Origin of the sequence: Kitasatospora sp. NBC_00240 (assembly GCF_026342405.1) — a bacterium.
Taxonomy (GTDB): Bacteria; Actinomycetota; Actinomycetes; order Streptomycetales; family Streptomycetaceae; genus Kitasatospora.
The window spans coordinates 3,742,752-3,765,406 of record NZ_JAPEMU010000001.1 but is presented as its reverse complement, the minus strand read 5'-3'; the positions used below and the strand labels follow the sequence as shown (position 1 = coordinate 3,765,406).

The following is a 22,655-nucleotide window of genomic DNA, read 5'->3' as shown; positions in this document are numbered from 1 at the left end:
CCGCCCAGGTGCCGACGGCAGCTCCCTGGCGTGGTGCCATCGACAATTACTAGGACATCCTAGTAAATTGTGAGGACGTCCTACCAGTTTTGCCGCCCCGACGCAGTGGCGGCCGTACGGAGCGGAGTTCGGCTCAATGGACGCCGAAGAGATCGAGCGCGGCAGACAGCGCTGGCAGCAGCGCTACGACAGCGCGCGCAAGCGCGACGCGGACTTCAGCACGCTCTCCGGCGACGAGGTCGCGCCGATGTACGGCCCGCCGCCCGGGCAGCCCGTCGAGGGCTTCGAGCGGATCGGCTGGCCGGGGGAGTACCCCTACACCCGGGGTCTGCACGCCACCGGCTACCGCGGCCGGACCTGGACCATCCGCCAGTTCGCCGGCTTCGGCAACGCCGAGCAGACCAACGAGCGCTACCGGATGATCCTGGAGGCCGGCGGCGGCGGCCTCTCCGTGGCCTTCGACATGCCGACCCTGATGGGGTACGACTCCGACGACGCCAAGTCGCTCGGCGAGGTCGGCCACTGCGGTGTCGCCATCGACTCGGCCGCCGACATGGAGGTGCTCTTCAAGGGCATCCCGCTCGGCGAGGTCACCACCTCGATGACCATCAGCGGCCCGGCCGTGCCGATCTTCTGCATGTACCTGGTCGCGGCCGAACGCCAGGGCGTCGACCCGGCGGTGCTCAACGGCACCCTGCAGACCGACATCTTCAAGGAGTACATCGCCCAGAAGGAGTGGCTCTTCGCGCCCGAGCCGCACCTGCGCCTGATCGGCGACCTGATGGCGTACTGCGCCGAGGGCATCCCCGCGTACAAGCCGCTGTCCGTCTCCGGCTACCACATCCGTGAGGCGGGGGCGACGGCCGCGCAGGAGCTGGCCTACACGCTGGCGGACGGCTTCGCGTACGTCGAGCTGGGCCTGTCGCGCGGGCTGGACGTGGACGTCTTCGCGCCCGGCCTGTCCTTCTTCTTCGACGCGCACCTGGACTTCTTCGAGGAGATCGCCAAGTTCCGCGCCGCCCGCCGGATCTGGGCCCGCTGGATGCGCGAGCGCTTCGGCGCGAAGACCGACAAGGCGCAGTGGCTGCGCTTCCACACCCAGACCGCCGGCGTCTCGCTGACCGCCCAGCAGCCGTACAACAACGTGGTCCGCACCGCGGTCGAGGCGCTCTCCGCCGTCCTCGGCGGCACCAACTCGCTGCACACCAACGCCCTGGACGAGACCCTGGCGCTGCCCTCCGAGCAGGCCGCCGAGATCGCCCTGCGCACCCAGCAGGTGCTGATGGAGGAGACCGGCGTCGCCAACGTGGCCGACCCGCTGGGCGGCTCCTGGTACGTCGAGGCGCTGACCGACCGGATCGAGGCGCAGGCGGAGGAGATCTTCGCCCAGATCCTGCGGAAGTCCGAGCAGGCGCACGGGGGCCGGGTGCTGGGCGCCGACGAGCACGAGATCGGCCCGATCACCACCGGCATCCTGCGCGGCATCGAGGACGGCTGGTTCACCGGCGAGATCGCCGAGGCCGCCTTCGCGTACCAGCAGGCGGTGGAGAAGGGGGACAAGCGCGTCGTCGGCGTCAACTGCCACCCCCGCAGCGTCACCCCCGAGCTGGAGATCCTCCGGGTCAGCCACGAGGTCGAGCGCGAGCAGGTACGGGTGCTGGGCGCCCGCCGGGCCGCGCGCGACGAGGCGGCCGTCAAGGCGGGGCTGGACGCGATGCTCGCCGCGGCCCGCTCCGGCGACTCGATGATCCCGCCGATGCTGGACGCCGTGCGGGCCGAGGCCACCCTCGGCGAGATCTGCAACCTGCTCCGCGAGGAGTGGGGCATCTACCGGGAGACCGCCAGGTTCTGACGCCTGGCTGCCGGGCGGCCGACCACCTGACCGGAACGCCGCCCGGTTCCTCGCCCCGGCCCGACCCGGGACGGCCCCACGGCCGTCCCGGGTTTCGGCGTGCCCGGTTCCGGGTGCGCCCGGCTGCCCGGACCCGGCGGGACGGGGCGCCGGGCGGCCGCACCGGTCAGGCCGGGCCGCCGCCGGCGAGGTGCGGGAAGGGCCCGAGCAGCAGCGTGGTGAAGCGGCGGATCCACTCCGGGGTCACCGGCTCGCCGCTGACCAGGATCCGGTGCTCGACGGTGCCGGCGACGGTGTCGAAGATGATGTCGATCTCCTCGGCCGCCGCCTCCTCGTCGAGGTCCGGGTCGAGCTCACCGCGCGCCTGGGCGTAGGCCCGGCCCTGGCGGACCAACTGCTTCTGCGGGTCGACGATGGCCTCACGGATCCGGCGGCGCAGCTGCGGGTCGCGGGTGCCCTCGGCGAACAGCGCCAGCAGGGCGGCCTGGGTCTCCGGCCGGGCCAGCAGCTCGGCGAACTCCCGCACCACGGCTTCGATGTCGGCCCGCAGGCTGCCCAGGTCGGCCAGCACCAGCTCGTCGAAGAGGGTGGCGACGGCGTCGACCACCAGCTCGTTCTTGGAGGGCCAGCGGCGGTACAGGGTGGTCTTGGCGACCCCGGCGCGGGTGGCGACGTGCCCCATGGTGAGCCCGCCCCAGCCGAGTTCGGCGAGGGTCTCGCGGGTGGCGTCCAGGATCGCGCGGTCGGCGGCGGCGCTGCGCGGCCGGCCCTTCGCCCGGGCGGCGCCCTCGGGGCCCGCGCCGTCCCGTCCTGCGCTCTCGCGTCCCGTGCTCCCGCCTCCGGCGCTCTCCCGTCCGGCATCCTCGCGTCCCGCGCCGTCCCGTCCGGTGTCCTGCGCCGCCGTGCCCTCCGCCGCCGTGGTCCCCGTCGCTCTCGCCGGTGCGGGGGCCTGCGCCGCGGAGCCCGCGGCATTCTCCCGGCCGGCGGCCGGCCGCGGGTCGACGGCGTCCTGGGCCACGGGGGTCTGGGCGGCGGACACCGGGCCTCCTTGCGTTCTACCAGTAAGTAACTTGGGTGGGGGACGTAACGGTAGCGACTGATCGTGCCCGATGGCAGCCGGGCGGGCCGCGAAAGTGGGGCAGCTCACGTCCCGCGTTGACGGGATGGGCTTGCGGCGGGGGGCCTCGGTGCAGTTACGCTACGACTCGTAGCGAAAGAGTGACGACCGAGCGCCATCGCTCCTCTGCCGGGGAGCCTCGTGGGACGAGACGGCGCGCGGTGCGGGTGGGGATCCGCACCGAAGGGTTCAGTTCCACCGGGGGAGAGGTGTTCCCGCCCGGGCGGTTCGGGCCACGCAGACCAGCGCGGCGCGACTTTCCCGGCGGATGGCGCCCGCCACCAGCACGGACGGGGGAGGATAGTGCCATGCAGCCACGGAATTCGCATCTGAACAGCTCCGCCCTGCGCGGCGCGGTCGACCTCGCCGCAGTGAAGGCAGCCGGCGAGGCTGCCCAGAAGGCCGAGCAGGCCAGGGCCGAGCGGGCCCGCCAGGCGGCGGCCGCCGAGGAGGCCGGGATCGCCCCGGCCGGCCCGGCCTACCCGCTCGTCATCGACGTCACCGAGGACACCTTCGAGGCCGAGGTCGTCCAGCTCTCGGGCGAGGTCCCGGTCGTCATCGACTTCCGGTCGGGCCGCAGCGCGCTCAGTGCGCAGCTCACCCCGGTCCTGGAGAGCCTGGCCGAGGAGTACGCCGGCCGGATCGTGCTGGCCCGGATCGACGTGGACGCCAGCCCGGTGATCGCCCAGCAGTTCGGACTGCAGGCCGTCCCGACCGTGATGGCCGTGGTGGCCGGGCAGCTGGTGCCGCTGTTCCAGGGCGCCGAGAGCGAGTCCAACATCCGTCAGGTGCTGGACCAGCTGATCATGGTGGCCGAGCAGCGTTTCGGCGTGGTCGGCGGCGCGGGCGCGGGTGCGCCCGCCGGCGGCGAGCAGCTTCCGTACGCCCCCGAGGACCCGGCGCTCGCGGCCGCGCACGACGCGCTGGACCGCGGCGACCTGGGCGGCGCGATCCAGGCCTATCAGAACGTGCTGCTGGACCAGCCCGGCAACACCGAGGCCAAACTGGGCCTGGCCCAGGCGCAGTTGCTGCGCCGGGTGGAGGCCTTCGACCCGCAGGCCGTCCGGACGGCCGCGGCCGCCGATCCCAAGGACGTCGCGGCCCAGCTGGACGCGGCCGACCTGGATCTGGTGGGCGGTCACGTCGAGGACGCCTTCGGTCGTCTGGTGGACACCGTCGGCCGGACTTCCGGGGAGGACCGTGACACGGCCCGGCTCCGGCTGCTGGAGCTCTTCGAGGTGATCGGCACCGACGATTCGCGGGTCACGGCGGCGCGTGGCGCGCTGGCCCGGGTGCTCTTCTGAGCCCTGCCGGCCCGCCCGGTCGCCGCGTGTCCTGGCACGGCGGGTGACCTGCGGTGTCGCTGGCGATTTGGCGACATTCCGGTCATCACTGCCGAGGTTTACCAAATCTTGACAACACCCCTGGACGGTCACCGATGGTGACCGTCCAGGGGTGTTTCCTCGGTGTTTCTGGGGGATTTCCTCGGCACGAATCCTTCATTTCGTCACACTGGGTGCACGGCGGGCCAAAACCATGATCAACGTCGCCTGTTGTTGGATTACCCGTCAGTAACGAACCTCTTGTGCTTCGCCCGGGATTCAAGCACGATCGGCGACGCCTGGTCCCCACACTTCACCTCCCGGCAGCCGGCCGGAGAAGCGGAGCACGGGATCCCCACCGGGCAAGCCGACGGCTCCGGCCGGCGGCGGGGAGGGCAGGGGGGTATCCGCGGTCCCACGGCGGTTCCTGTCCTTCGAAACGGCCGCGCAGCCCGCGCGGTCGCTGGTTGTCGCTCGGGGGTGATCGCCGATGTCGTCGGCCGTACCCGCCATCCCACAGGTGGCCGGTGCAGGACCGGGAGTGCCGTCACGGACGGCCGCGCCCGACTCCGACGGCACTCATGGCGCTCTCCGCTACCGAGGACGTAGCTCTCTCCCATCCCAGGCCACCGCCGGTGCGGCAAGCACCGGGAGGTGCCGGAGATGTACGTCCTAGAAGGAGGACTCGCATGTCCCAGACTTATGGCAAGACCCGCTGGAAGCGCTTCGCCCTGGTGATGCTCCCGAGCCTGGCGGCCACCGGCGCCATCGGTGTCGGCCTGGCGAACAGCGCCCTCGCCGCCTCGTTCAGCATCTCCGGCCAGAGCTTCAAGGTCACCGCCGAGGAGCTGCACGGCGAGAAGTTCGCCCAGTTCGGCACGATCGACGTGCAGAAGAACAACACCACCGTGCCGGTCGCGGTCTCCGCGTTCGACACCGCCACCATCAAGAAGATGTGCCAGTCGGTCGTCACCGACCCCAACATCATCCCGCTGCCGTTCAAGCTCCCGGTGATCACCCTGCGCCTGGAGGCCGGTGACAGCGCCGACCCGAAGAAGCAGGTCGTCGCCAGCAACCTGCTGATCGACCTGGACGAGCTGTACGCGGACGCCGAGTTCACCAACATCAACATCGGCCAGGACGCGTCCACCCTCACCGGCACGGCCACCAAGGACTGGAAGTCCGCCCTGGGCGGCACCAAGCCCACCGGTGGCGTCGGCTTCGCCCAGGCCGCCGACAAGGCCGACCTGTACAACGTGAAGCAGCGTGCCTGGGCCACCTCGGCCGGCAACTTCAAGCTGAACGGTCTGAGCCTCAAGCTCTACACCGACGGCGGCCACGAGTGCTACTGAGCCGATGACCGCGGGCGCGCCTGACGGCGCGGCCGGGTAGCAGGCCCGGCGGCCGGGAGCGGCGTTCAGACGCCGCTCCCGGCCGCATCACCGATTTTTCCTTACCTCGTTCACATCATCGAGGAGCTGCATCATGTCCAGCGCAACGGCCGACGCGTGGTCCGAAGGCGAGAACCTCTTCACCCGGTTGCGGCTGCGGTTCCGTAGCTGGCGCCGCACCCGGCCGTTCTGGGCCGGGCTACTGGCCATGATCGCCGGCATTCCGATCATGTACCTCCCCTACGCACACCTCTCCCTCGGCGGCATGACGGTGGCGATGTCCACCACGGCCGGCGCGGGATCCCTGATCATCGGCATCCTGCTGATCGTGCTCGGCCTCACCGCCTGGTACCAGCCGGCCGTCCGGGTCTTCGCCGGCGTGGCCACCACCCTGCTCACCCTGGTCTCCATCCCGGTCTCCAACCTGGCCGGCTTCGGCCTGGCACTGATCCCGGGCCTGGTCGGCGGCGGGCTGATGGTGTCCTGGGCGCCGCTGAAGGAGTGGGCCGCCGCCGATCTGCCGGCCGCCGGTGACGGCGCCGCCGACGAGGCAGCCGCCGGGTACGCCGCCGACGACACCGAGGCCGTGCCGGCCGTCGCCGAGCAGGCCACGGGCCCCAAGCACGCCGCCCCGGCCGCCGGTGCCGACATCCCCGCGCAGGCCGCCGGGGAACCGGAGGAGGCGCGGTGACCACGGAGGACCGCACCGAACCCGAGATCCCGGGCGGGCGTGCCCGGCACGCGGCCCCGCGGGTCTCGGCCCGCAGCCGGCTGCGCGGGCGGGCGCTCGCGATGGCCGCGGTGCCGACCGCGCTGCTGATGGGAGCCGTCTACACGCCCTCGATAGCCTCGGCCGACACCCCGGTCGGCAAGGCCTGCGCCAGCGCGCCGGACCTCGCCCCGTCCAGCCAGGCGCCGGAGCCCGCCCAGGACACCGTCCTGGAGGAGACGCCGGTCCCCAAGAACGAACTCACTCCGCTGCCCGGTCCGTCCCTGCCGGGGTCCGAGGAGCCCGGCGCGGTCACCGGCGGGACCCCCGCCCCGACCGCAGCCCCGGCGCCCTCCACGCCCGCCGCGCAGAGCCCCGCCGCCCAGGCCCCGGCCGCTCAGGCGCCCGCTGCCAAGAGCGGCACCGCCACCGGCGGCCAGGTGGTCGGTGCGGCGTACGTGGTGCCCGCCGCGGGCACCGCCGGCGCCCCGGTCGTGGCGCCCGCCGGCCTGATCGGCGACATCATCGGCGGGATCGGCGGGCTGCTCACCCCCGGCAAGGCGAGTCCTTCGCCGTCCGCCTCTCCCTCGCCCTCGGCGTCGCCCTCCGCGGCGGTGCCCGCGCCTGCCGGCTCCAAGGCGGCGGCCCCCGCGCAGCCCGCCGCCGGTACGGTCTCCGCCGCCCCGGCCCCGTCCCCGGACGCCACCGCGAAGCCCACCGCCAAGGCCACCGGCACCCCGAAGGCCACCACCGGCGCCAAGCCGGCGGCGAGCTCCCCGGCGGCCGCCGCGAGCACCTCGCCGAAGCCGACGGCCTCGCCGAGCGCCAACCCGAACTGCGCGGTCGACACCAGCTCGGTCGCCGCCCGTACCGCGGCCGGCGGCGACGTCGTCCCGGAGCAGAACTGGACCCTGCGCAGCAGCCGGCTGGGCCTGCACGGCGCGGTGTTCAACGGTGTCTACGACGTCCGGACTGTCGCCGGCACCAAGCGGGTGTTGAAGTTCACCGTGTCCAGCGTCGACATCGAGAACCTCGACATGTCGACCCTGCAGGGCAACGGCAAGACCTTCCACGTCAAGGGCGGCCCGGGCACCACCTCGACGATGCGCAACGGCCCGGTCACCATGTACGTCGAGCGGCTCTCCGGCCACCTGTCGAAGCTGCTCGGCCTGCCGATCCCGATCGACCTGGGGGAGATCACCCTCACCCCGGACACCCTGCCGCGCTGGCTCTGGGACCTGATCGGCGCGGTCCCGATCCCGCTCGACATCGAGCTCACCAAGGTCGAGGCCGTCCAGGCCGGCCAGTTCCGCGGCACGCTCAAGATCCCGGGCATGCACCTCTACAAGGACGACGAGCCCTACACCAACTGACGGGCCGTCCGCCCTGCGGCGTCCGTCCGGGGCATCCGCCCGTGGCGGGCCGCCCGGCACCGCCCACGCTCTCAGGCCCGACCGGCCCGCCCGGTCGGGCCTGCGGCGTGCCGCCCCGCGGCCGACCGGTGCGGGGCCCCCGGGGGCCTGGGGAGTGGTGGCAGCGGCCCCGGGGTGGGCCGGAGAACGCCGCAGGGCGGCTCCTCCGGCATCGGAGGGGCCGCCCTGCGGGCGTCGGGGCGGCGGATCAGCCGTCGCCGCGCGTGCCCAGGTGGTGCACCTGGACCATGTTGGTGTTGCCGGGGACGCCGGGGGGCGAACCGGCGGTGACGATCACGGTGTCGCCCTCGGTGAGGTCGCCCATGCTCAGCAGCTCGCGGTCGACCTGGAGCACCATCTCGTCGGTCGAGCCGACCTGCTCGGTCACGTGCGACTCGACGCCCCAGCTCAGGGTGAGCTGGTTGCGGGTGGCGGCGTCCGGGGTGAACGCGACCACCGGGATCGGCGAGCGGTAGCGCGACAGCCGGCGGGCCGTGTCACCGGACTTGGTGAAGGCGACCAGCGACTTGGCGTTGAGGAAGTCGCCCAGCTCGCACGCGGCGCGGGCGATCGAGCCGCCCTGGGTGCGCGGCTTGCGGCCCGGGTTCAGCGGCTGCAGGCCCTGCTCCAGGAGCTGCTCCTCGGCCGTCTCGGCGATCCGGCTCATGGTGCGCACGGTCTCGACCGGGAACTTGCCGACGCTCGACTCGGCGGACAGCATGACCGCGTCGGCGCCGTCCAGGATGGCGTTGGCGACGTCCGAGGCCTCGGCGCGGGTCGGGCGCGAGGCGTGGATCATCGACTCCATCATCTGGGTGGCGACGATGACCGGCTTCGCGTTGCGGCGGGCCAGGGTGATCAGCTGCTTCTGGACCAGCGGCACCCGCTCCAGCGGGTACTCGACGGCGAGGTCGCCACGGGCGACCATGATCGCGTCGAAGGCGAGGACGATCTCCTCCATGGCCTCGACGGCCTGCGGCTTCTCGATCTTGGCGATGACCGGCACCCGGATGCCGACCTCGTCCATCACCTTGTGCACGTCGTCGATGTCGGCGGCGTTGCGGACGAAGGACAGCGCGACCATGTCGACGCCCAGTTGCAGGGCGAAGCGCAGGTCGTCCTTGTCCTTCTCGGACAGGGCGGGGACGTTGACGGCCGCACCGGGAAGGTTGATGCCCTTGTTGTTCGAGAGCACGCCGCCCTCGACGACGACGGTCTTCACGCGGGGGCCGTCGACGCTGACGACCTCCAGTGCGATGACGCCGTCGTTGATCAGGACCGGGTCGCCGGGCTTCACGTCGCCGGGCAGGCCCTTGTAGGTGGTACCGCAGATGTGCTGGTCACCGGGGACGTCCTCGGTGGTGATGATGAACTCGTCGCCGTTGTCGACGGTCACCGGTCCGTTGGCGAAGGTGGCCAGACGGATCTTGGGGCCCTGCAGGTCGGCGAGGATGCCGATCGGCCGGCCGGTGTCCTCGGAGACCTGGCGGACCTTGTGGAACCGCTCCTCGTGGTCCGCGTGGTTACCGTGGCTCATGTTCAGACGGGCGACGTTCATGCCCGCCTCGACGATGGCCTTCAGCTGTTCGTAGGAGTCCGTCGCGGGACCCAGGGTGCAGACAATTTTCGCTCGGCGCATATGGGTCAGTCTATCCGTTCGTGTTATGGGGGCATTCGGCGCGAATCACCAGAAAACGCGGACGAAGCATTCCGAGGGGTGGGACGGCACGTGGACCGGCCGCCCGCTCAGCTCACCGTGCGGACCAGTGCGAAGGCCTGCCGGGCGATCTCCAGCTCCTCGTCGGTGGGCACCACGGCGACCGTCACCCGGGCTGCCCCCCCGGTGCGGAGGAATTCCGGGGAGATCACCCGGGCCCGGTCGGAGCGGATCGAGTTCAGCGCCGGGTCGACCGCGATGCCCAGTGCCTCCAGGCCGGCGGTGGCCGCCGCCCGCACCGGCGCCGCGTTCTCGCCGACACCCGCGGTGAACGCGATCGCGTCCACCCGGCCGAGCACCGCGTAGTAGGCGCCGATGTACTTGCGCAGCCGGTGGACGTACACCTCGAACGCCAGCCGGGCGTCCGGGTCGCCCTCCTCGGACCGGCGCAGGATCTCCCGCATGTCGTTGTCCCCGCACAGGCCGAGCAGGCCGCTGCGGCGGTTCAGCAGGTCGTCGATCTCGTCGACCGACAGTCCGCCGACCCGGTGCAGGTGGAACACCACGCCGGCGTCGACGTCGCCCGACCTGGTGCCCATCACCAGCCCCTCCAGCGGGGTGAGCCCCATCGAGGTCTCCACGCACCGCCCGCCCGCCACCGCCGAGGCGGAGCCGCCGTTGCCCAGGTGCAGCACGATCACGTTGACCTCGGCCGGGTCCTTGCCGAGCAGCCGGGCGGTGGCCCGCGAGACGTACTGGTGCGAGGTGCCGTGGAAGCCGTAGCGCCGCACCCGGTGCTCGTCCGCGACCTTCCGGTCGATCGCGTACCGGGCCGCGTGCTCGGGCATGCCGGTGTGGAAGGCGGTGTCGAAGACGGCCACCTGCGGCAGGTCGGGCCGCAGGGCCCGGGCCACCTCGATACCGGTGATGTTGGCCGGGTTGTGCAGCGGTGCGACCGGGATCAGCCGGCGGATCTCGGCCAGCACCTCGTCGGTGACCAGGGTCGGCTCGGTGAACCGGAGACCGCCGTGCACCACCCGGTGGCCGATCGCGGCGAGCTCCGGGGAGTCCAGGTCGAGGCCGTCCGCGGCCAGCTCCCCGGCGACGGCCTTCAGCGCGGCGCCGTGGTCGGGGAAGGCCTGCAGCGATTCACGCCGCTCTGCGCCGAGCGGGGTGTGCACCAGCCGGCCGGCCGGCTCGCCGATCCGCTCCACCAGGCCGGAGGCCATCCGGGAGCCGTCCAGCATGTCGATCAGCTGGTACTTCACCGAGGACGATCCCGCGTTCAGGACGAGGACCCGGGTGCCTTCGCTCAACTCTGCTGCGCTCCTTCGGGGCTGTCCGCGGGCACGGCGGCGCCCGCGGCTTCGGGGCCGCCGGCGGGCCGGCCGGTCTGCGACTGGATCGCGGTGATGGCCACGGTGTTGACGATGTCCTCGACCAGCGCGCCGCGCGAGAGGTCGTTGACCGGCTTGCGCAGGCCCTGCAGCACCGGGCCGACCGCCACCGCGCCGGCCGACCGCTGGACGGCCTTGTAGGTGTTGTTGCCGGTGTTCAGGTCGGGGAAGATCAGCACCGTCGCCCGCCCGGCCACCGCCGACCCCGGCAGTTTGGTGGCCGCGACATGGGCGTCCACCGCCGCGTCGTACTGGATCGGGCCCTCGACCAGGAGGTCCGGGCGCAGCGCGCGGACCAGCTCGGTGGCCTTGCGGACCTTGTCCACGTCCGCGCCCGAGCCGGAGGTGCCGGTGGAGTAGGAGAGCATCGCGACCCGCGGCTCGACGCCGAACTGGGCGGCCGTCTCGGCGGACTGCACGGCGATGTCGGCGAGCTGCTGGGCGTCCGGGTCGGGGTTGACCGCGCAGTCGCCGTACACCAGCACCTTGTCGGCGAGGCACATGAAGAAGACCGAGGAGACGATGGCGGCGCCCGGCGAGGTCTTGATCACCTCGAAGGCGGGCCGGATGGTAGCGGCGGTGGAGTGCACGGCGCCGGAGACCATGCCGTCGGCGATGCCCTCCTGGACCATCAGGGTGCCGAAGTACGAGACGTCGGTGACCACGTCCAGCGCGAGCTCCACCGTCATGCCCTTGTGGGCGCGGAGCCGGGTGTACAGCTCGGCGAACTGCTGGCGCAGCGGGCTGGTGGCCGGGTCGACGATCCGCAGCCGGGCGCGGTCCCCGGGGGCCTCGGCCGGCAGGTCCAGACCGAGCGAGGAGGCCTTGCGGCGGACCTCCTCCGGGTCGCCGAGCAGGGTGAGGTCGCAGATGTTGCGGCGCAGCAGCACCTCGGCGGCGCGCAGCACCCGCTCCTCGGTGCCCTCCGGCAGGACGACGTGCCGGCGGATCGATCGGGCCCGCTCCAGCAGCTCGTGCTCGAACATCATCGGGGTGACCCGCTCGGACCGGCTCAGCTCGATCCGCTTGGTCAACTCGGCGGTGTCGACGTGCAGTTCGAAGAGGCCGAGGGCGATCTCGGCCTTCCGTGGACCGGCCGCGTCGAGCCGGCCCTCCAGGTGGGTCAGCGCGGCGGCGGTGATCCAGCTGCCCTCCGGGACGACCGCCACCGGGGTGCCGGGGGCGAGCCGGGCGGCCAGTGCCATCACGTTCGGGCCGGGGTGCTGGCCGAGCGTCAGCAGGACGCCGGCGATCGGCGGGGCGCCGGCCGCGTGCGCTGCCAGCGAGCCGATCACCAGGTCGGCGCGGTCCCCGGGGGTGACCACCAGGGCGCCCTCGGTCAGCGCGGTGAGGAAGGTCGGCAGCATGGCGCCGCCGAAGACGAAGCCGCGGACGTCCCGGGCCAGGCCGGCGGCGTCGCCGAGCAGCAGTTCCGCGCCGGTCGCCTCGACCAGTTGGGCGACCGTCGGCGCGGCGAGGGCCGGCTCCTCGGGAATCACGTACGCCGGGATCGGCAGCTTCTCGGCCAGCGCCCGCAGGACCTCCTCCTTGGCGCCGGGGGCGACCCGGTTGGCGATCATCGCCAAGGTGGCGCAGCCCAGGTCGCGGTAGGCCCGGTAGGCGTTGCGCACCTCGGCGACGACGGCCTGCGGGTCCTGCGCGTGGCCGCCGACCACCGGGAGCACCGCGGCGCCGAACTCGTTGGCCAGGCGGGCGTTGAAGGCCAGCTCGTCGGGGATGTTGGTGTCGGCGAAGTCGGTGCCGAGGACCAGCACGGCCTGGCAGTCGCGCTCCAGCGCGCGGAACCGCTCGACCAGGGCGCCGACCAGTTCGTCCTGGCCCTGTGCGGCCTGCAGGGCGGCGGCGGCCTCGTACGTGAGGCCGTACATCTCGGTGGTGGGCAGATCCAGCCGGTACCGGCCGCGGAGCAGTTCGACCACGTGGTCGCTGCCGGCCTCGCCGGGCGCGTGCGCGTGCACCAGCGGGCGGAAGACGCCGACGCGGTCCACCTGGCGGGTGAGCAGTTCCATGACCCCCAGTTCGACGGCCTGCCGGCCGTCGCCCCGGTCGATCCCGGTCACGTACACGCTGCGCGCCACGTGGTTGCCTCCGTTCGGTGAGGAGCACTCCCGGCTCGTCCGCGGAGGGAGCTGACTCGACCATACCTTCGCATCCGGCTCGTGCGTTCTCCGGGCGAGCCGGGCCCGGGAGCCCGGCGTCAAGGGTCGGCGCAAGCCGTAGTGCGTCCCGCGCGTGGCGTAGTGCGGTGTATGCATGGCGAAGAAGCGATCTTCGATTTCGTTGGACGAGCAGGCAGACCGTCGGCTCAAGGCGGCCGCCGCGGCCGAGGGCGTCGACTTCTCGGCGTTCGTGGTCGCCGCCGCCCTGGAGCGCGCGGACCGGCTGGAGCGGACCGCTACGCACCGGGTGGCCTTCGAGGAGCGGGTGAAGCGGGTGCTCGCCGAGCGGGGTGAGGCGGTCGAGGTGGAGGGCGACTCCACCATCGGCGAGCCCACCGCGGAGGAGCGGGTCGAAGCCCGGCGGGCCAGGGCCCAGAGCTTCGTGGCCGGCACCCGCCGGGCGGTGGCGTGACCCGGCGGACGGCCAGCCGCTTCGCGGTCTACGACGCCGGAATGCTGATCGGCCTGGCGAAGCCGGGGGGTGCCCGCAGTTTGCACAAGACGCTGGTTGCCGAGGGGGTGGCCCCGGTCGTCCCCGGTCCGGTGTACGCGCAGGTGTGGCGCCCGGGGCGGACCGCCGCCACGGTCGGCCCGTTCCTCTCGCAGTGCGAGGTGTACACCGGTTACACGTTCGACGACTACCAGGCGGTCGCCAAGATTCTCGCGATCACCACTCCGCCCAAGGGCAAGCGCCTGGACGTCGTCGACGCCCTGGTCGTGGTCACAGCGGAGTTGTACCAGGCCGAGGAGATCATGACCTCGGACCCGGGCGACATCGCCGCGTACGCCGATGCCTACGGGTACGAGGTGCTGGTCACGCCCGTGTAGCGGCGGGGTCGCCGCCGCCACACGGGGTGCGGTCAGACCGGGCGCAGCCAGACCGTCGCCAGCGGCGGCAGGACGAGTTCGGCGCTGCGGTCCTGCCCGTTCCAGGAGACCTTCTCCGCCTTCACCGGGCTGGAGTTGGCGATGCCGCTGCCGCCGTACGCCTCCGCGTCGGTGTTCAGCACCTCCTCCCACAGCTGCTCGGCGCCGGCCAGGGTGGGCAGGCCGACCCGGTAGCCGTGCCGCACCACGGGGGAGAAGTTGCAGACGGCCACCAGCGGGGTGCCGTCGGCGGCGTACCGGACGAAGGAGAGCAGGTTGTCCTCGGCGGCGCCGCCGTCCAGCCAGCGGAAGCCGTCGGGGGTGGTGTCCTGCTCCCACAGGGCCGGCGCGTCCAGGTAGGCCCCGTTGAGGTCGCGCACCAGCTCGCGCACGCCCCGGTGCTCGGCGGCCGCCGGCCAGTCGTCGGCCAGTACCCACCACTGCGGTCCGTGCTCGTGGTCCCACTCGGCGCCCTGGGCGAACTCCTGTCCCATGAAGAGCAGTTGCTTGCCGGGGTGGGCCCACATGAAGCCCAGGTAGGCGCGGTGGTTGGCGCGCTGCTGCCACCAGTCGCCGGGCATCTTGGAGACCAGCGACTGCTTGCCGTGCACCACCTCGTCGTGCGAGATCGGCAGCACGTAGTTCTCCGAGTACGCGTACACCATCGAGAAGGTGATCTCGTTGTGGTGGTACTTGCGGTGCACCGGCTCCTTGGAGATGTAGACCAGCGAGTCGTGCATCCAGCCCATGTTCCACTTCAGGCCGAAGCCGAGGCCCCCGCTGTCGGTGGGGCGGGTGACGCCGTCCCAGGCGGTGGACTCCTCGGCGATGGTGATCACGCCGGGGCAGCGCCGGTAGACGGTGGCGTTCATCTCCTGCAGGAAGGCCGCGGCGTCCAGGTTCTCCCGGCCGCCGAACTGGTTCGGGGTCCAGGCGCCGCCCTCGCGGGAGTAGTCGAGGTAGAGCATCGAGGCGACGGCGTCCACCCGTAGGCCGTCGATGTGGAACTCCTCGCACCAGTACACCGCGTTGGCGACCAGGAAGTTGCGGACCTCGGTGCGGCCGTAGTCGAACTCCAGGGTGCCCCAGTCGGGGTGCTCGGCGCGCAGCGGGTCGGCGGGCTCGTACAGCGGCTCGCCGTCGAAGCGGGCCAGCGCGAAGTCGTCCTTGGGGAAGTGCGCGGGCACCCAGTCGACGATCACGCCGATCCCGTGCCGGTGCAGGGTGTCGACCAGGTGGCGGAAGTCGTCCGGGCCGCCGAGCCGGGCGGTCGGCGCGTAGAAGCCGGAGACCTGATAGCCCCAGGAGCCGCCGAAGGGGTGCTCCATCACCGGCATGAACTCCACGTGGGTGAAGTTCAGCTCCTTGAGGTAGCCGGGGAGTTCCTCGGCGATCTCGCGGTAGCTGGTGAGGTCGGGCCGCCAGGAGGCGAGGTGCAGTTCGTAGACCGACATCGGGGCGCGGTGGTGCACGGCCCGGGCGCGACGGTCCATCCAGTCGGCGTCCTGCCAGCTGTACGAGGAGGAGGTGACGACGGAGGCGGTGCCGGGCGGGCACTGGGTGGCCCGGGCCAGCGGGTCGGCCTTGTCGAGGGTGCGGCCGTCCCGGGTGCGGATCTCGTACTTGTACTGGGTGCCCTCGGCCAGGCCCGGCACGAACAGCTCCCAGATGCCGGAGGAGCCCAGCGAGCGCATCGGGTGGCCGGTGCCGTCCCAGTGGTTGAAGTCGCCGATCAGCCGGACGCCGGCCGCGTTGGGCGCCCAGACGGCGAAGGCGGTGCCGTCGACGCCGTCCACGGTGCGCAGGTGCGAGCCCAGCGCCCGCCAGAGCTGCTCGTGCCGGCCTTCGGAGATCAGGTGCAGGTCGAGTTCGCCGAGGGTCGGGCCGGCGCGGTAGCCGTCGTACTGCGGCAGCGGGCTGCCGCCGGGGTAGGTGACCAGCAGCCGGTGCTCGGCGAGGGTGGCGCGCTGCAGGCCGCTGCCCGGCAGCAGACCGGTGAACAGGCCGTTCTGCTGGTGGGTGAGTTCGGCCGGGCCCTGGCCGGTCTCCACCACCACCCGTTCGGCGAACGGGCGCAGGACGCGGATCGCGGTGCCGCCGTTGGTCGGGTGGGCGCCGAGCAGGGCGTGCGGGTCGTGGTGCGCACCGCCGACCAGCCGGTCGACCTCGGAGGGCGGCAGCGGGGCCTCCGGCAGCCGCAGCGCGCCCGCCTGGGCGGCATCCGCGGCGGAGGGGGCCGCACCGGCGGTCCGGCCGGGGGCGGGTGCGGTGGTGGAGGGTGCGGCGCCGGCCGGTGCGGCGCCCGCCCGGGCCGTGCGGGGCGCTGCGGTGCGGGGACGGGTGGCGCCCGGGGCCGGGGCGGGGTGCTCCGGCTCGGCCCGCTGGGGCACCACGGGCTCTCGCCTCGGTGAGTCCGTGCCCGCGAGGAAGGTCGCGGGCACGGCGGGGGTGGTGGTGCGGCCTGGCAGGTCGAGCGGAGTCACGACGGGGTCCTCCAGCGGGGTCGGTACGGCGGGGCGCGGATCCTGCGGACGGTCGGGGCGGACGAACGGGCGGAGGGTGCGGGCGGCCCGGCCGGGGACGGCCGGGCCGGGTCAGACGGTCAGGGCCAGCCGGTTGATGGCGGCGAGCGGGATCGGCAGCCAGCTGGGCCGGTGCCGGGCCTCGTACACCACCTCGTACACCGCCTTGTCGATCTCCAGCGCGCGCATCAGCTCCGGCGAGGCCGCCGGGTCGGTGCCGCCGCCGGCCGTGTACCCCGCGCAGTACGCGGTGCGGTTGCGGGCGGCCCAGGCCGCCGCCAGGTGGGCCAGCTCCGGGTCGACCGGGCCGCCGGCCAGCAGGTGCGCGGCGGCGTAGTCGAAGGAGCGCAGCATCGCGGCGACGTCCCGCAGGGCGGTCTGCGGCTCCCGGCGCTCGGCCACCGTCTTGGCGGGCTCGCCCTCGAAGTCCAGCAGCACCCAGCCCTGCGGGGTGCGCATCGCCTGGCCCAGGTGCAGGTCGCCGTGGATCCGCTGGACGGGCATGCCGTCCGGGTGGGCGTCCGCGAGCTGCTGGAAGGCGCTGCGCAGCGCGGAGCGGTAGCGCAGCAGGCCGGGGACGGCGGCGACGGCGCTGTCGAGCCGGTCGGCCATCGCGGTGGCCAGCTGTCTGGTCTGGGTGCGGTCCAGGCGTGCCACCGGCATCGAGCGGGCGAGCACCCGGTGCACCTCGGCGGTGGCCCGGCCGAGCCGGTGCGCCTCGATGGCGAAGTTGCCGGGGGACGGGTCGCCCTTGAGCCGGCCGACCTGGTCCAGGGCCAGCTCCCAGCCGTCCTCGGCGTCCGGCAGGTAGCGCTGGAGCAGGCCGAGGGTGGCCGGCTCGGCGCGCTCCAGCCGGCTCTCGAACCAGGCGGCGACCCGCGGGATGCGGGTGGAGCCGGCCCGCGAGAGGGCGAGCGAGAGTTCGAGGTCCGGGTTGGTGCCGGGGCTGATCCGGCGGAACAGCTTGAGGATCAGCGAGGTCCCGTAGATCACCGAGCTGTTGCTCTGTTCGGCGGTGCTGGCCCGGCCCGGCAGGTTGGCGGGCAGTCCGGGGCCGGGGGTGCGGCGGAAGGACAGCGAGCCGAACCGGTCGCCGGTCGCCAGGTGCTCCAGCAGCCGGCCGGTCAGCTCCGGGTCGTGCACCGCGTCGTAGAGCAGGGCGCCGTCGTAAGGCCCCTGGCTGAGCCGGCCCAGTACGGCGCCCGGGCCGATCCCGGCGGGCTCCTCCGAGCGGGTGCCGAGCAGCAGTTGGTAGATGTCCCCCTGCGGGGTGCCGCCGGCGGTCCCGTGCTCGACCCGCAGCAGCAGGTGCAGCAGTGAGGGATCGCCGACCTGCAGCGGGGTGCCGACCACCGGCGTGAGGCCGGTGATGGCGCGCCCCTTGCCGGCGTACCAGCGTTGGGTGGGGAGCCAATCGGTGATCAGCGGCAGCGCTGCCTGGATCAGCTCGCTGACTCCCAAGGCGGTTCTGCGTACCCCGGGGCTCCGCGCTCCGGCCGGCACGGCCGTGCCGGTGGGGGTGTCGCGGTGCACATGGGCTTGAGACCGGGAGGTTTCGGACATGACTCCCTTTCCCCGGAAGCGGGCCGACTGCCCGACGGGTCTGGCCGGGCCCGTCAGTCTTCCGGATTTCGGCTGCGCGGCGGCGACGGCACGCGAGCGGGGCTCGGGTGTCACGCCATAGTGTGGTGGGCCGTTGGGCTGTTCTCCGTACGCGGTGGTGCAGGCGCCTTCGGGGGGCGCGGGCGCGAACTCCCGCGCGCCCCGAAGCGCTTGGGCCCTGGGGCCCAGAGGGACCGTTACTGCAGACCCGTGGGCCGGGCCCCGTCGGGGCGGGGCGGCTTGCGGAGCTGGAACCAGTAGAAGCCGTGCCCCGCGAGGGTGAGCAGGTACGGCCACTCGCCGATCGAGGGGAAGCGCACCCCGCCGATCAGCTCGACCGGGTACCGGCCTCCGTACCGACGCAGGTCCAGCTCGGTCGGCTGCGCGAACCGCGAGAAGTTGTTCACGCACATGACCAGGTCGCCCTCGTACTCGCGCACGAAGGCCAGTACCGCGGGGTTGCTGGAGGGAAGCTCGGTGTAGGTGCCGAGGCCGAACGCCGGGTTGAGCTTGCGGATCTCGATCATGCGACGCGTCCAGTGCAGCAGCGAACTCGAACTGCTCTGCTGAGCTTCGACGTTGGTCACCTGATAGCCGTACACCGGGTCCATGATGGGCGGCAGACTGAGCCTGCCCGGGTCGGCGGAGGAGAAACCCGCGTTGCGGTCGGGCGTCCATTGCATCGGGGTCCGGACGCCGTCCCGGTCGCCCAGCCAGATGTTGTCGCCCATGCCGATCTCGTCCCCGTAGTACAGCACCGGGGAGCCGGGCAGCGACAGCAGCAGGGCCGTGAACAGCTCGATCTGGTTGCGGTCGTTCTCCAGCAGCGGCGCCAGGCGCCGGCGGATGCCCACGTTGGCGCGCATCCGCGGGTCCTTGGCGTACTCCGCGTACATGTAGTCGCGCTCCTCGTCGGTGACCATCTCCAGGGTCAGCTCGTCGTGGTTGCGCAGGAAGATGCCCCACTGGCAGCCGCCCGGGATGGTCGGCGTCTTGGCGAGGATCTCCGAGACCGGGTAGCGGGACTCCCGGCGCACGGCCATGAAGATCCGCGGCATCACCGGGAAGTGGAACGCCATGTGGCACTCGTCGCCGCCGGAGCCGAAGTCGCCGAAGTAGTCGACCACGTCCTCCGGCCACTGGTTGGCCTCGGCGAGCAGCACGGTGTCCGGGTAGTCCGCGTCGATCTCCTTGCGGACCCGGGCGAGGAACTCGTGGGTCTCCGGGAGGTTCTCGCAGTTGGTGCCCTCCCGGGCGAACAGGTACGGCACCGCGTCGAGCCGGAACCCGTCGATCCCGAGGTCCAGCCAGAACCGGAGCCCGGCGACCATCTCCTCCTGGACCCGGGGGTTGTCGTAGTTGAGGTCCGGCTGGTGGGAGAAGAACCGGTGCCAGAAGTACTGCTTGCGCACCGGGTCGTACGTCCAGTTGGAGGTCTCGGTGTCGACGAAGATGATCCGGGCGTCCGGGTACTGCTTGTCGTCGTCGGCCCACATGTAGAAGTCGCCGTACGGGCCGTCCGGGTCCTCCCGGGAGGCCTGGAACCACGGGTGCTGGTCGCTGGTGTGGTTCATCACGAAGTCGATGATCACGCGCATGCCGCGGGCGTGCGCGGCGTCCACGAACTCCATGAAGTCGGCCAGGTCGCCGAACTCGGGGAGCACCGACTTGTAGTCGGCCACGTCGTAGCCGCCGTCGCGCAGCGGGGAGGCGAAGAACGGCGGCAGCCAGAGGCAGTCCACGCCGAGCCACTGCAGGTAGTCGAGTTTGGACGTGAGCCCCTGGAGGTCGCCGACGCCGTCGCCGTTGCTGTCCTGGAAGGACCGCACGAGGACCTCGTAGAAAACCGCACGTTTGAACCACTCCGGGTCCAGGTCCTTCTTCGAGGTCTCGGCGAAGGTGTCGGGGACGGGCTCGTTCACTGTCACGCTGGGTTCCTCCGAACCGTGAGGAGGTGGGCCGGCTCCGCGGAGGGGTCGAGCCGGACGTAGTTGTGCCGGCCCCAGGTGAAGGCGGCGCCGGTGAGCTCGTCGTGCACGGTGTACGGGCCGTCGCCGTCGAGGGTGACGGTGGCCTCCTGGACGTGGTGCGGGTCCAGGTTGACCACGGTGATCACGCGGTCGGTGAGACCGTCCTCGGTGCTCGCGGTCTTGGAGAACGCCAGCACCTGCTCGTTGTCCGTCGGGTGGAACCGCAGGTCGCGCAGCTGCTGCAGGGCCGGGTGCCGCCGGCGGAGCCGGTTCAGCACGGTCAGCAGCGGGGCGAGGGAGTCGGCGCGGTTCCAGTCCCGCGGGCGCAGCTCGTACTTCTCCGAGTGCAGGTACTCCTCGGAGCCCGGCTCGGCCGGCTCGTTCTCGAACAGCTCGAAACCGGCGTACACGCCGTAGCTGGGGGACAGCGTGGCGGCCAGGACCGCCCGGACGGCGAAGGCGGCCCGGCCACCGGTCTGCAGGTGCTCCGGCAGGATGTCCGGGGTGTTCGCGAAGAAGTTGGGCCGCATGTAGGCGGCCGACTCCCCGGACAGCTCGGTGAGGTACTCGGTCAGCTCCTGCTTGGTGGTGCGCCAGGTGAAGTAGGTGTACGACTGGTGGAACCCGATCTTCCCCAGGGTGTGCATCATGGCCGGCCGGGTGAACGCCTCGGCGAGGAAGACCACGTCGGGGTCGGTGCGGGCGATCTCACCGAGCACCTTCTCCCAGAACACCACCGGCTTGGTGTGCGGGTTGTCGACCCGGAAGATCCGTACCCCGTGGCCCATCCAGAACCGCAGCAGCCGCAGGGTCTCCTTGACGATGCCGTCGAAGTCCTGGTCGAAGTTGACGGGGTAGATGTCCTGGTACTTCTTCGGGGGGTTCTCCGCGTACGCGACGGTGCCGTCGACGCGGTGGCTGAACCACTCCGGGTGCTTGTTCACCCAGGGGTGGTCGGGGGAGCACTGGAGGGCGAAGTCCAGGGCCACCTCCAGGTGCAGGGCGGTGGCCTCGGCGACGAAGTGGTCGAAGTCCTCGATGGTGCCGAGGTCCGGGTGGATCGCGTCGTGGCCGCCCTCCGGCGAGCCGATCGCCCAGGGGGAGCCGACGTCGTGCCGGCCGGCCGTCAGGGTGTTGTCCGGGCCCTTGCGGAAGGCTCGGCCGATCGGGTGCACGGGGGGCAGGTAGACCACGTCGAAGCCCATCGCGGCCACCGCCGGCAGGCGCTCGGCGGCGGTGCGCAGGGTGCCGGAGCGCGGCGGCTCGACGCCCGACGGGTCCACCACGGCGCCCTCGGAGCGGGGGAAGAACTCGTACCAGGAGCCGAACAGGGCGCGCTCGCGGTCGACCTGCAGCGGCATCGGGCGGGTCGAGGTGACGAGTTCCCGCAGCGGGTGACGGGTCAGCAGCTCGGTCACCTCGGGGGCCAGCGCGGCGGCCAGTCGGGACAGCGGCGGCAGGCCGGGATCGCGCAGCGCGTCCACGGCCGCCAGGACGTGCGAGCGGCCGTCCTTCTTCGGCACGCCCGCGGCGGCGCGCTCCAGCAGCTGCGCGCCCTCCTCCAGGACCAGCGCGGTGTCGAGGCCGGCCGGCAGCTTCACCGCGGCGGCCTTGCGCCAGGTGGCCACCGGGTCGCTCCAGGCCTCGACCAGGAAGGACCAGCGGCCCGGGGCGGTCGGCGTCACGCCCGCGCCCCAGCGGTCGGTGCCGGGGGCCAGTTCGCGCATCGGTGTCCAGGGGCCGCTGCGGCCGCGCGGGTCGCGCAGCACCACGTTGGCGTTGACCGCGTCGTGGCCCTCGCGGAACACGGTCGCGGTCACCTCGAAGGCCTCGCCTACCACCGCCTTGGCGGGTCGGCGGCCGGCGTCGACGAGGGGGCTGACGTCCAGGACGGGGATGCGGCCGATCACGGTGTCGCTCTCTGTCGTCTTACGGGCGGAGGTCTTCCGGGTGGTGGTCTTCCGGGGCGTGCTCCCGCTCGGCGCGGCGCTCCGGGCGGCCGCCCCGGTGGTGGTCCGCGCCGCCGCCCCGGCCGGGCCGGCCGCCGTGCCCGGGCCGGCAGCCGTACGGGTGGCGCGTTTGCGCGGGGCGGCGGGCCGGGCCTCGTCGGCCGCGGGTTCTCGGCCGGTGGCCGCCCGCTGGGGCCGGGACGCCGCGGCGGCCCGGGGTTTGGGCATCGCCGCGTCCGACGGGCCGTCGGATTCCGCCCGTTCGGCGGATTCCGCGAGCGCCGTGTCGAGTGTGTCGGCCACCGGTGTGGACTGGTCCCGCGTGTCGCCGTGCATGCCAAACTCCTGCCCGAGATCGGCGGCAGCTCCCGCCGGCCGGTCCGGGGCCAGGGGAGTACCGGGAGAACTGCTGGGTGGGGGGAGGTCGTGCCGCGACCGGAGCCTGCCCATGTCGCCGCACCCGGCAACCTGCCCGACTCCGGTCATGCCTGCGGCCGCGAGTCCGAGAGCCCGCGCGCGTCCCGGCGCGCGCCTCTCCGGGCGCGCCCCAGTGCGACCCAACCCACCCGTGAACGAGCGGAGGCAGCACGAGGACACGCAACGGAAACGCGGCTAGGGCCGAATGGGCTAAGGAAGGTGAGGGTTTGTCGAAGCGGAAGGATTCGGACGTGCTGCAGTCGGGGGGCGCCACCCGTCGCCGCACACCCC

The 22,655-nt window shown here is 72.6% G+C and carries 15 protein-coding genes; 7 read left to right on the top strand and 8 right to left on the bottom strand.

What is annotated here, in order from left to right:
- Positions 1-136 precede the first annotated feature (136 nt).
- Complete coding sequence (locus tag OG689_RS15830) at positions 137-1,852, top strand: methylmalonyl-CoA mutase family protein (RefSeq protein WP_266320994.1); 1,716 nt, start codon at positions 137-139, stop codon at positions 1,850-1,852.
- Positions 1,853-2,018: 166 nt separating this feature from the next.
- Here OG689_RS15830 and OG689_RS15825 read toward each other — a convergent pair whose 3' ends face one another.
- Positions 2,019-2,588 carry a TetR/AcrR family transcriptional regulator gene (locus tag OG689_RS15825; protein WP_266327168.1) on the bottom strand — a complete coding sequence of 190 codons (570 nt, stop codon included), beginning with the start codon at positions 2,586-2,588 and terminating at the stop codon, positions 2,019-2,021.
- Positions 2,589-3,277: 689 nt separating this feature from the next.
- Here OG689_RS15825 and OG689_RS15820 point away from each other — a divergent pair.
- The 4 genes from OG689_RS15820 to OG689_RS15805 all read left to right on the top strand — a co-directional run bounded on the left by OG689_RS15820 (position 3,278) and on the right by OG689_RS15805 (position 7,764).
- Positions 3,278-4,273: a tetratricopeptide repeat protein gene (locus OG689_RS15820; RefSeq protein WP_266320992.1), complete on the top strand. Its 996-nt coding sequence runs from the start codon at positions 3,278-3,280 to the stop codon at positions 4,271-4,273.
- Between the two features lie 707 nt (positions 4,274-4,980).
- Entirely contained in the window at positions 4,981-5,643 is a 663-nt protein-coding gene (locus tag OG689_RS15815; RefSeq protein ID WP_266320990.1) for a DUF6230 family protein, read from the top strand.
- Between the two features lie 133 nt (positions 5,644-5,776).
- Positions 5,777-6,373: a DUF6114 domain-containing protein gene (locus OG689_RS15810; RefSeq protein WP_266320989.1), complete on the top strand. Its 597-nt coding sequence runs from the start codon at positions 5,777-5,779 to the stop codon at positions 6,371-6,373.
- Positions 6,370-7,764, top strand: a complete 1,395-nt coding sequence (locus tag OG689_RS15805; protein WP_266320988.1) for a hypothetical protein — start codon at positions 6,370-6,372, stop codon at positions 7,762-7,764. The genes OG689_RS15810 and OG689_RS15805 overlap by 4 nt, the downstream gene beginning before the upstream one ends.
- Before the next feature lie 247 nt (positions 7,765-8,011).
- Here the strand turns inward: OG689_RS15805 and pyk are convergent, their stop codons facing one another.
- The 3 genes from pyk to pta all read right to left on the bottom strand — a co-directional run bounded on the left by pyk (position 8,012) and on the right by pta (position 12,956).
- Positions 8,012-9,442 carry a pyruvate kinase gene (gene pyk / locus OG689_RS15800; protein ID WP_266320986.1) on the bottom strand — a complete coding sequence of 477 codons (1,431 nt, stop codon included), beginning with the start codon at positions 9,440-9,442 and terminating at the stop codon, positions 8,012-8,014.
- Positions 9,443-9,549: 107 nt separating this feature from the next.
- The gene (locus OG689_RS15795) at positions 9,550-10,776 is read right to left on the bottom strand and encodes an acetate kinase (protein ID WP_266320985.1); all 1,227 of its coding nucleotides are present in this window, start codon (positions 10,774-10,776) and stop codon (positions 9,550-9,552) included.
- Entirely contained in the window at positions 10,773-12,956 is a 2,184-nt protein-coding gene (gene pta, locus OG689_RS15790; protein ID WP_266320983.1) for a phosphate acetyltransferase, read from the bottom strand. Before pta ends, OG689_RS15795 begins: the two co-directional genes overlap by 4 nt.
- A gap of 202 nt (positions 12,957-13,158) precedes the next feature.
- Here pta and OG689_RS15785 point away from each other — a divergent pair, with 202 nt between their 5' ends.
- Positions 13,159-13,449 carry a DUF1778 domain-containing protein gene (locus OG689_RS15785; RefSeq protein WP_266320981.1) on the top strand — a complete coding sequence of 97 codons (291 nt, stop codon included), beginning with the start codon at positions 13,159-13,161 and terminating at the stop codon, positions 13,447-13,449.
- A complete protein-coding gene (locus OG689_RS15780) occupies positions 13,446-13,865 on the top strand; it encodes a hypothetical protein (protein WP_266320980.1) in 420 nt (139 codons plus the stop codon). Before OG689_RS15785 ends, OG689_RS15780 begins: the two co-directional genes overlap by 4 nt.
- Positions 13,866-13,897: 32 nt before the next feature.
- Here the strand turns inward: OG689_RS15780 and glgB are convergent, their stop codons facing one another.
- The 4 genes from glgB to OG689_RS15760 all read right to left on the bottom strand — a co-directional run bounded on the left by glgB (position 13,898) and on the right by OG689_RS15760 (position 21,908).
- Positions 13,898-16,387 carry a 1,4-alpha-glucan branching enzyme gene (gene glgB, locus OG689_RS15775; protein ID WP_266320979.1) on the bottom strand — a complete coding sequence of 830 codons (2,490 nt, stop codon included), beginning with the start codon at positions 16,385-16,387 and terminating at the stop codon, positions 13,898-13,900.
- A gap of 111 nt (positions 16,388-16,498) precedes the next feature.
- Complete coding sequence (locus tag OG689_RS15770; protein ID WP_266320978.1) at positions 16,499-17,887, bottom strand: phosphotransferase; 1,389 nt, start codon at positions 17,885-17,887, stop codon at positions 16,499-16,501.
- Positions 17,888-18,225: 338 nt separating this feature from the next.
- Positions 18,226-19,956 carry a maltose alpha-D-glucosyltransferase gene (gene treS, locus OG689_RS15765; protein ID WP_266320977.1) on the bottom strand — a complete coding sequence of 577 codons (1,731 nt, stop codon included), beginning with the start codon at positions 19,954-19,956 and terminating at the stop codon, positions 18,226-18,228.
- Entirely contained in the window at positions 19,953-21,908 is a 1,956-nt protein-coding gene (locus OG689_RS15760) for an alpha-1,4-glucan--maltose-1-phosphate maltosyltransferase (protein ID WP_266327166.1), read from the bottom strand. Before OG689_RS15760 ends, treS begins: the two co-directional genes overlap by 4 nt.
- Between the last annotated feature and the right edge of the window lie 747 nt (positions 21,909-22,655).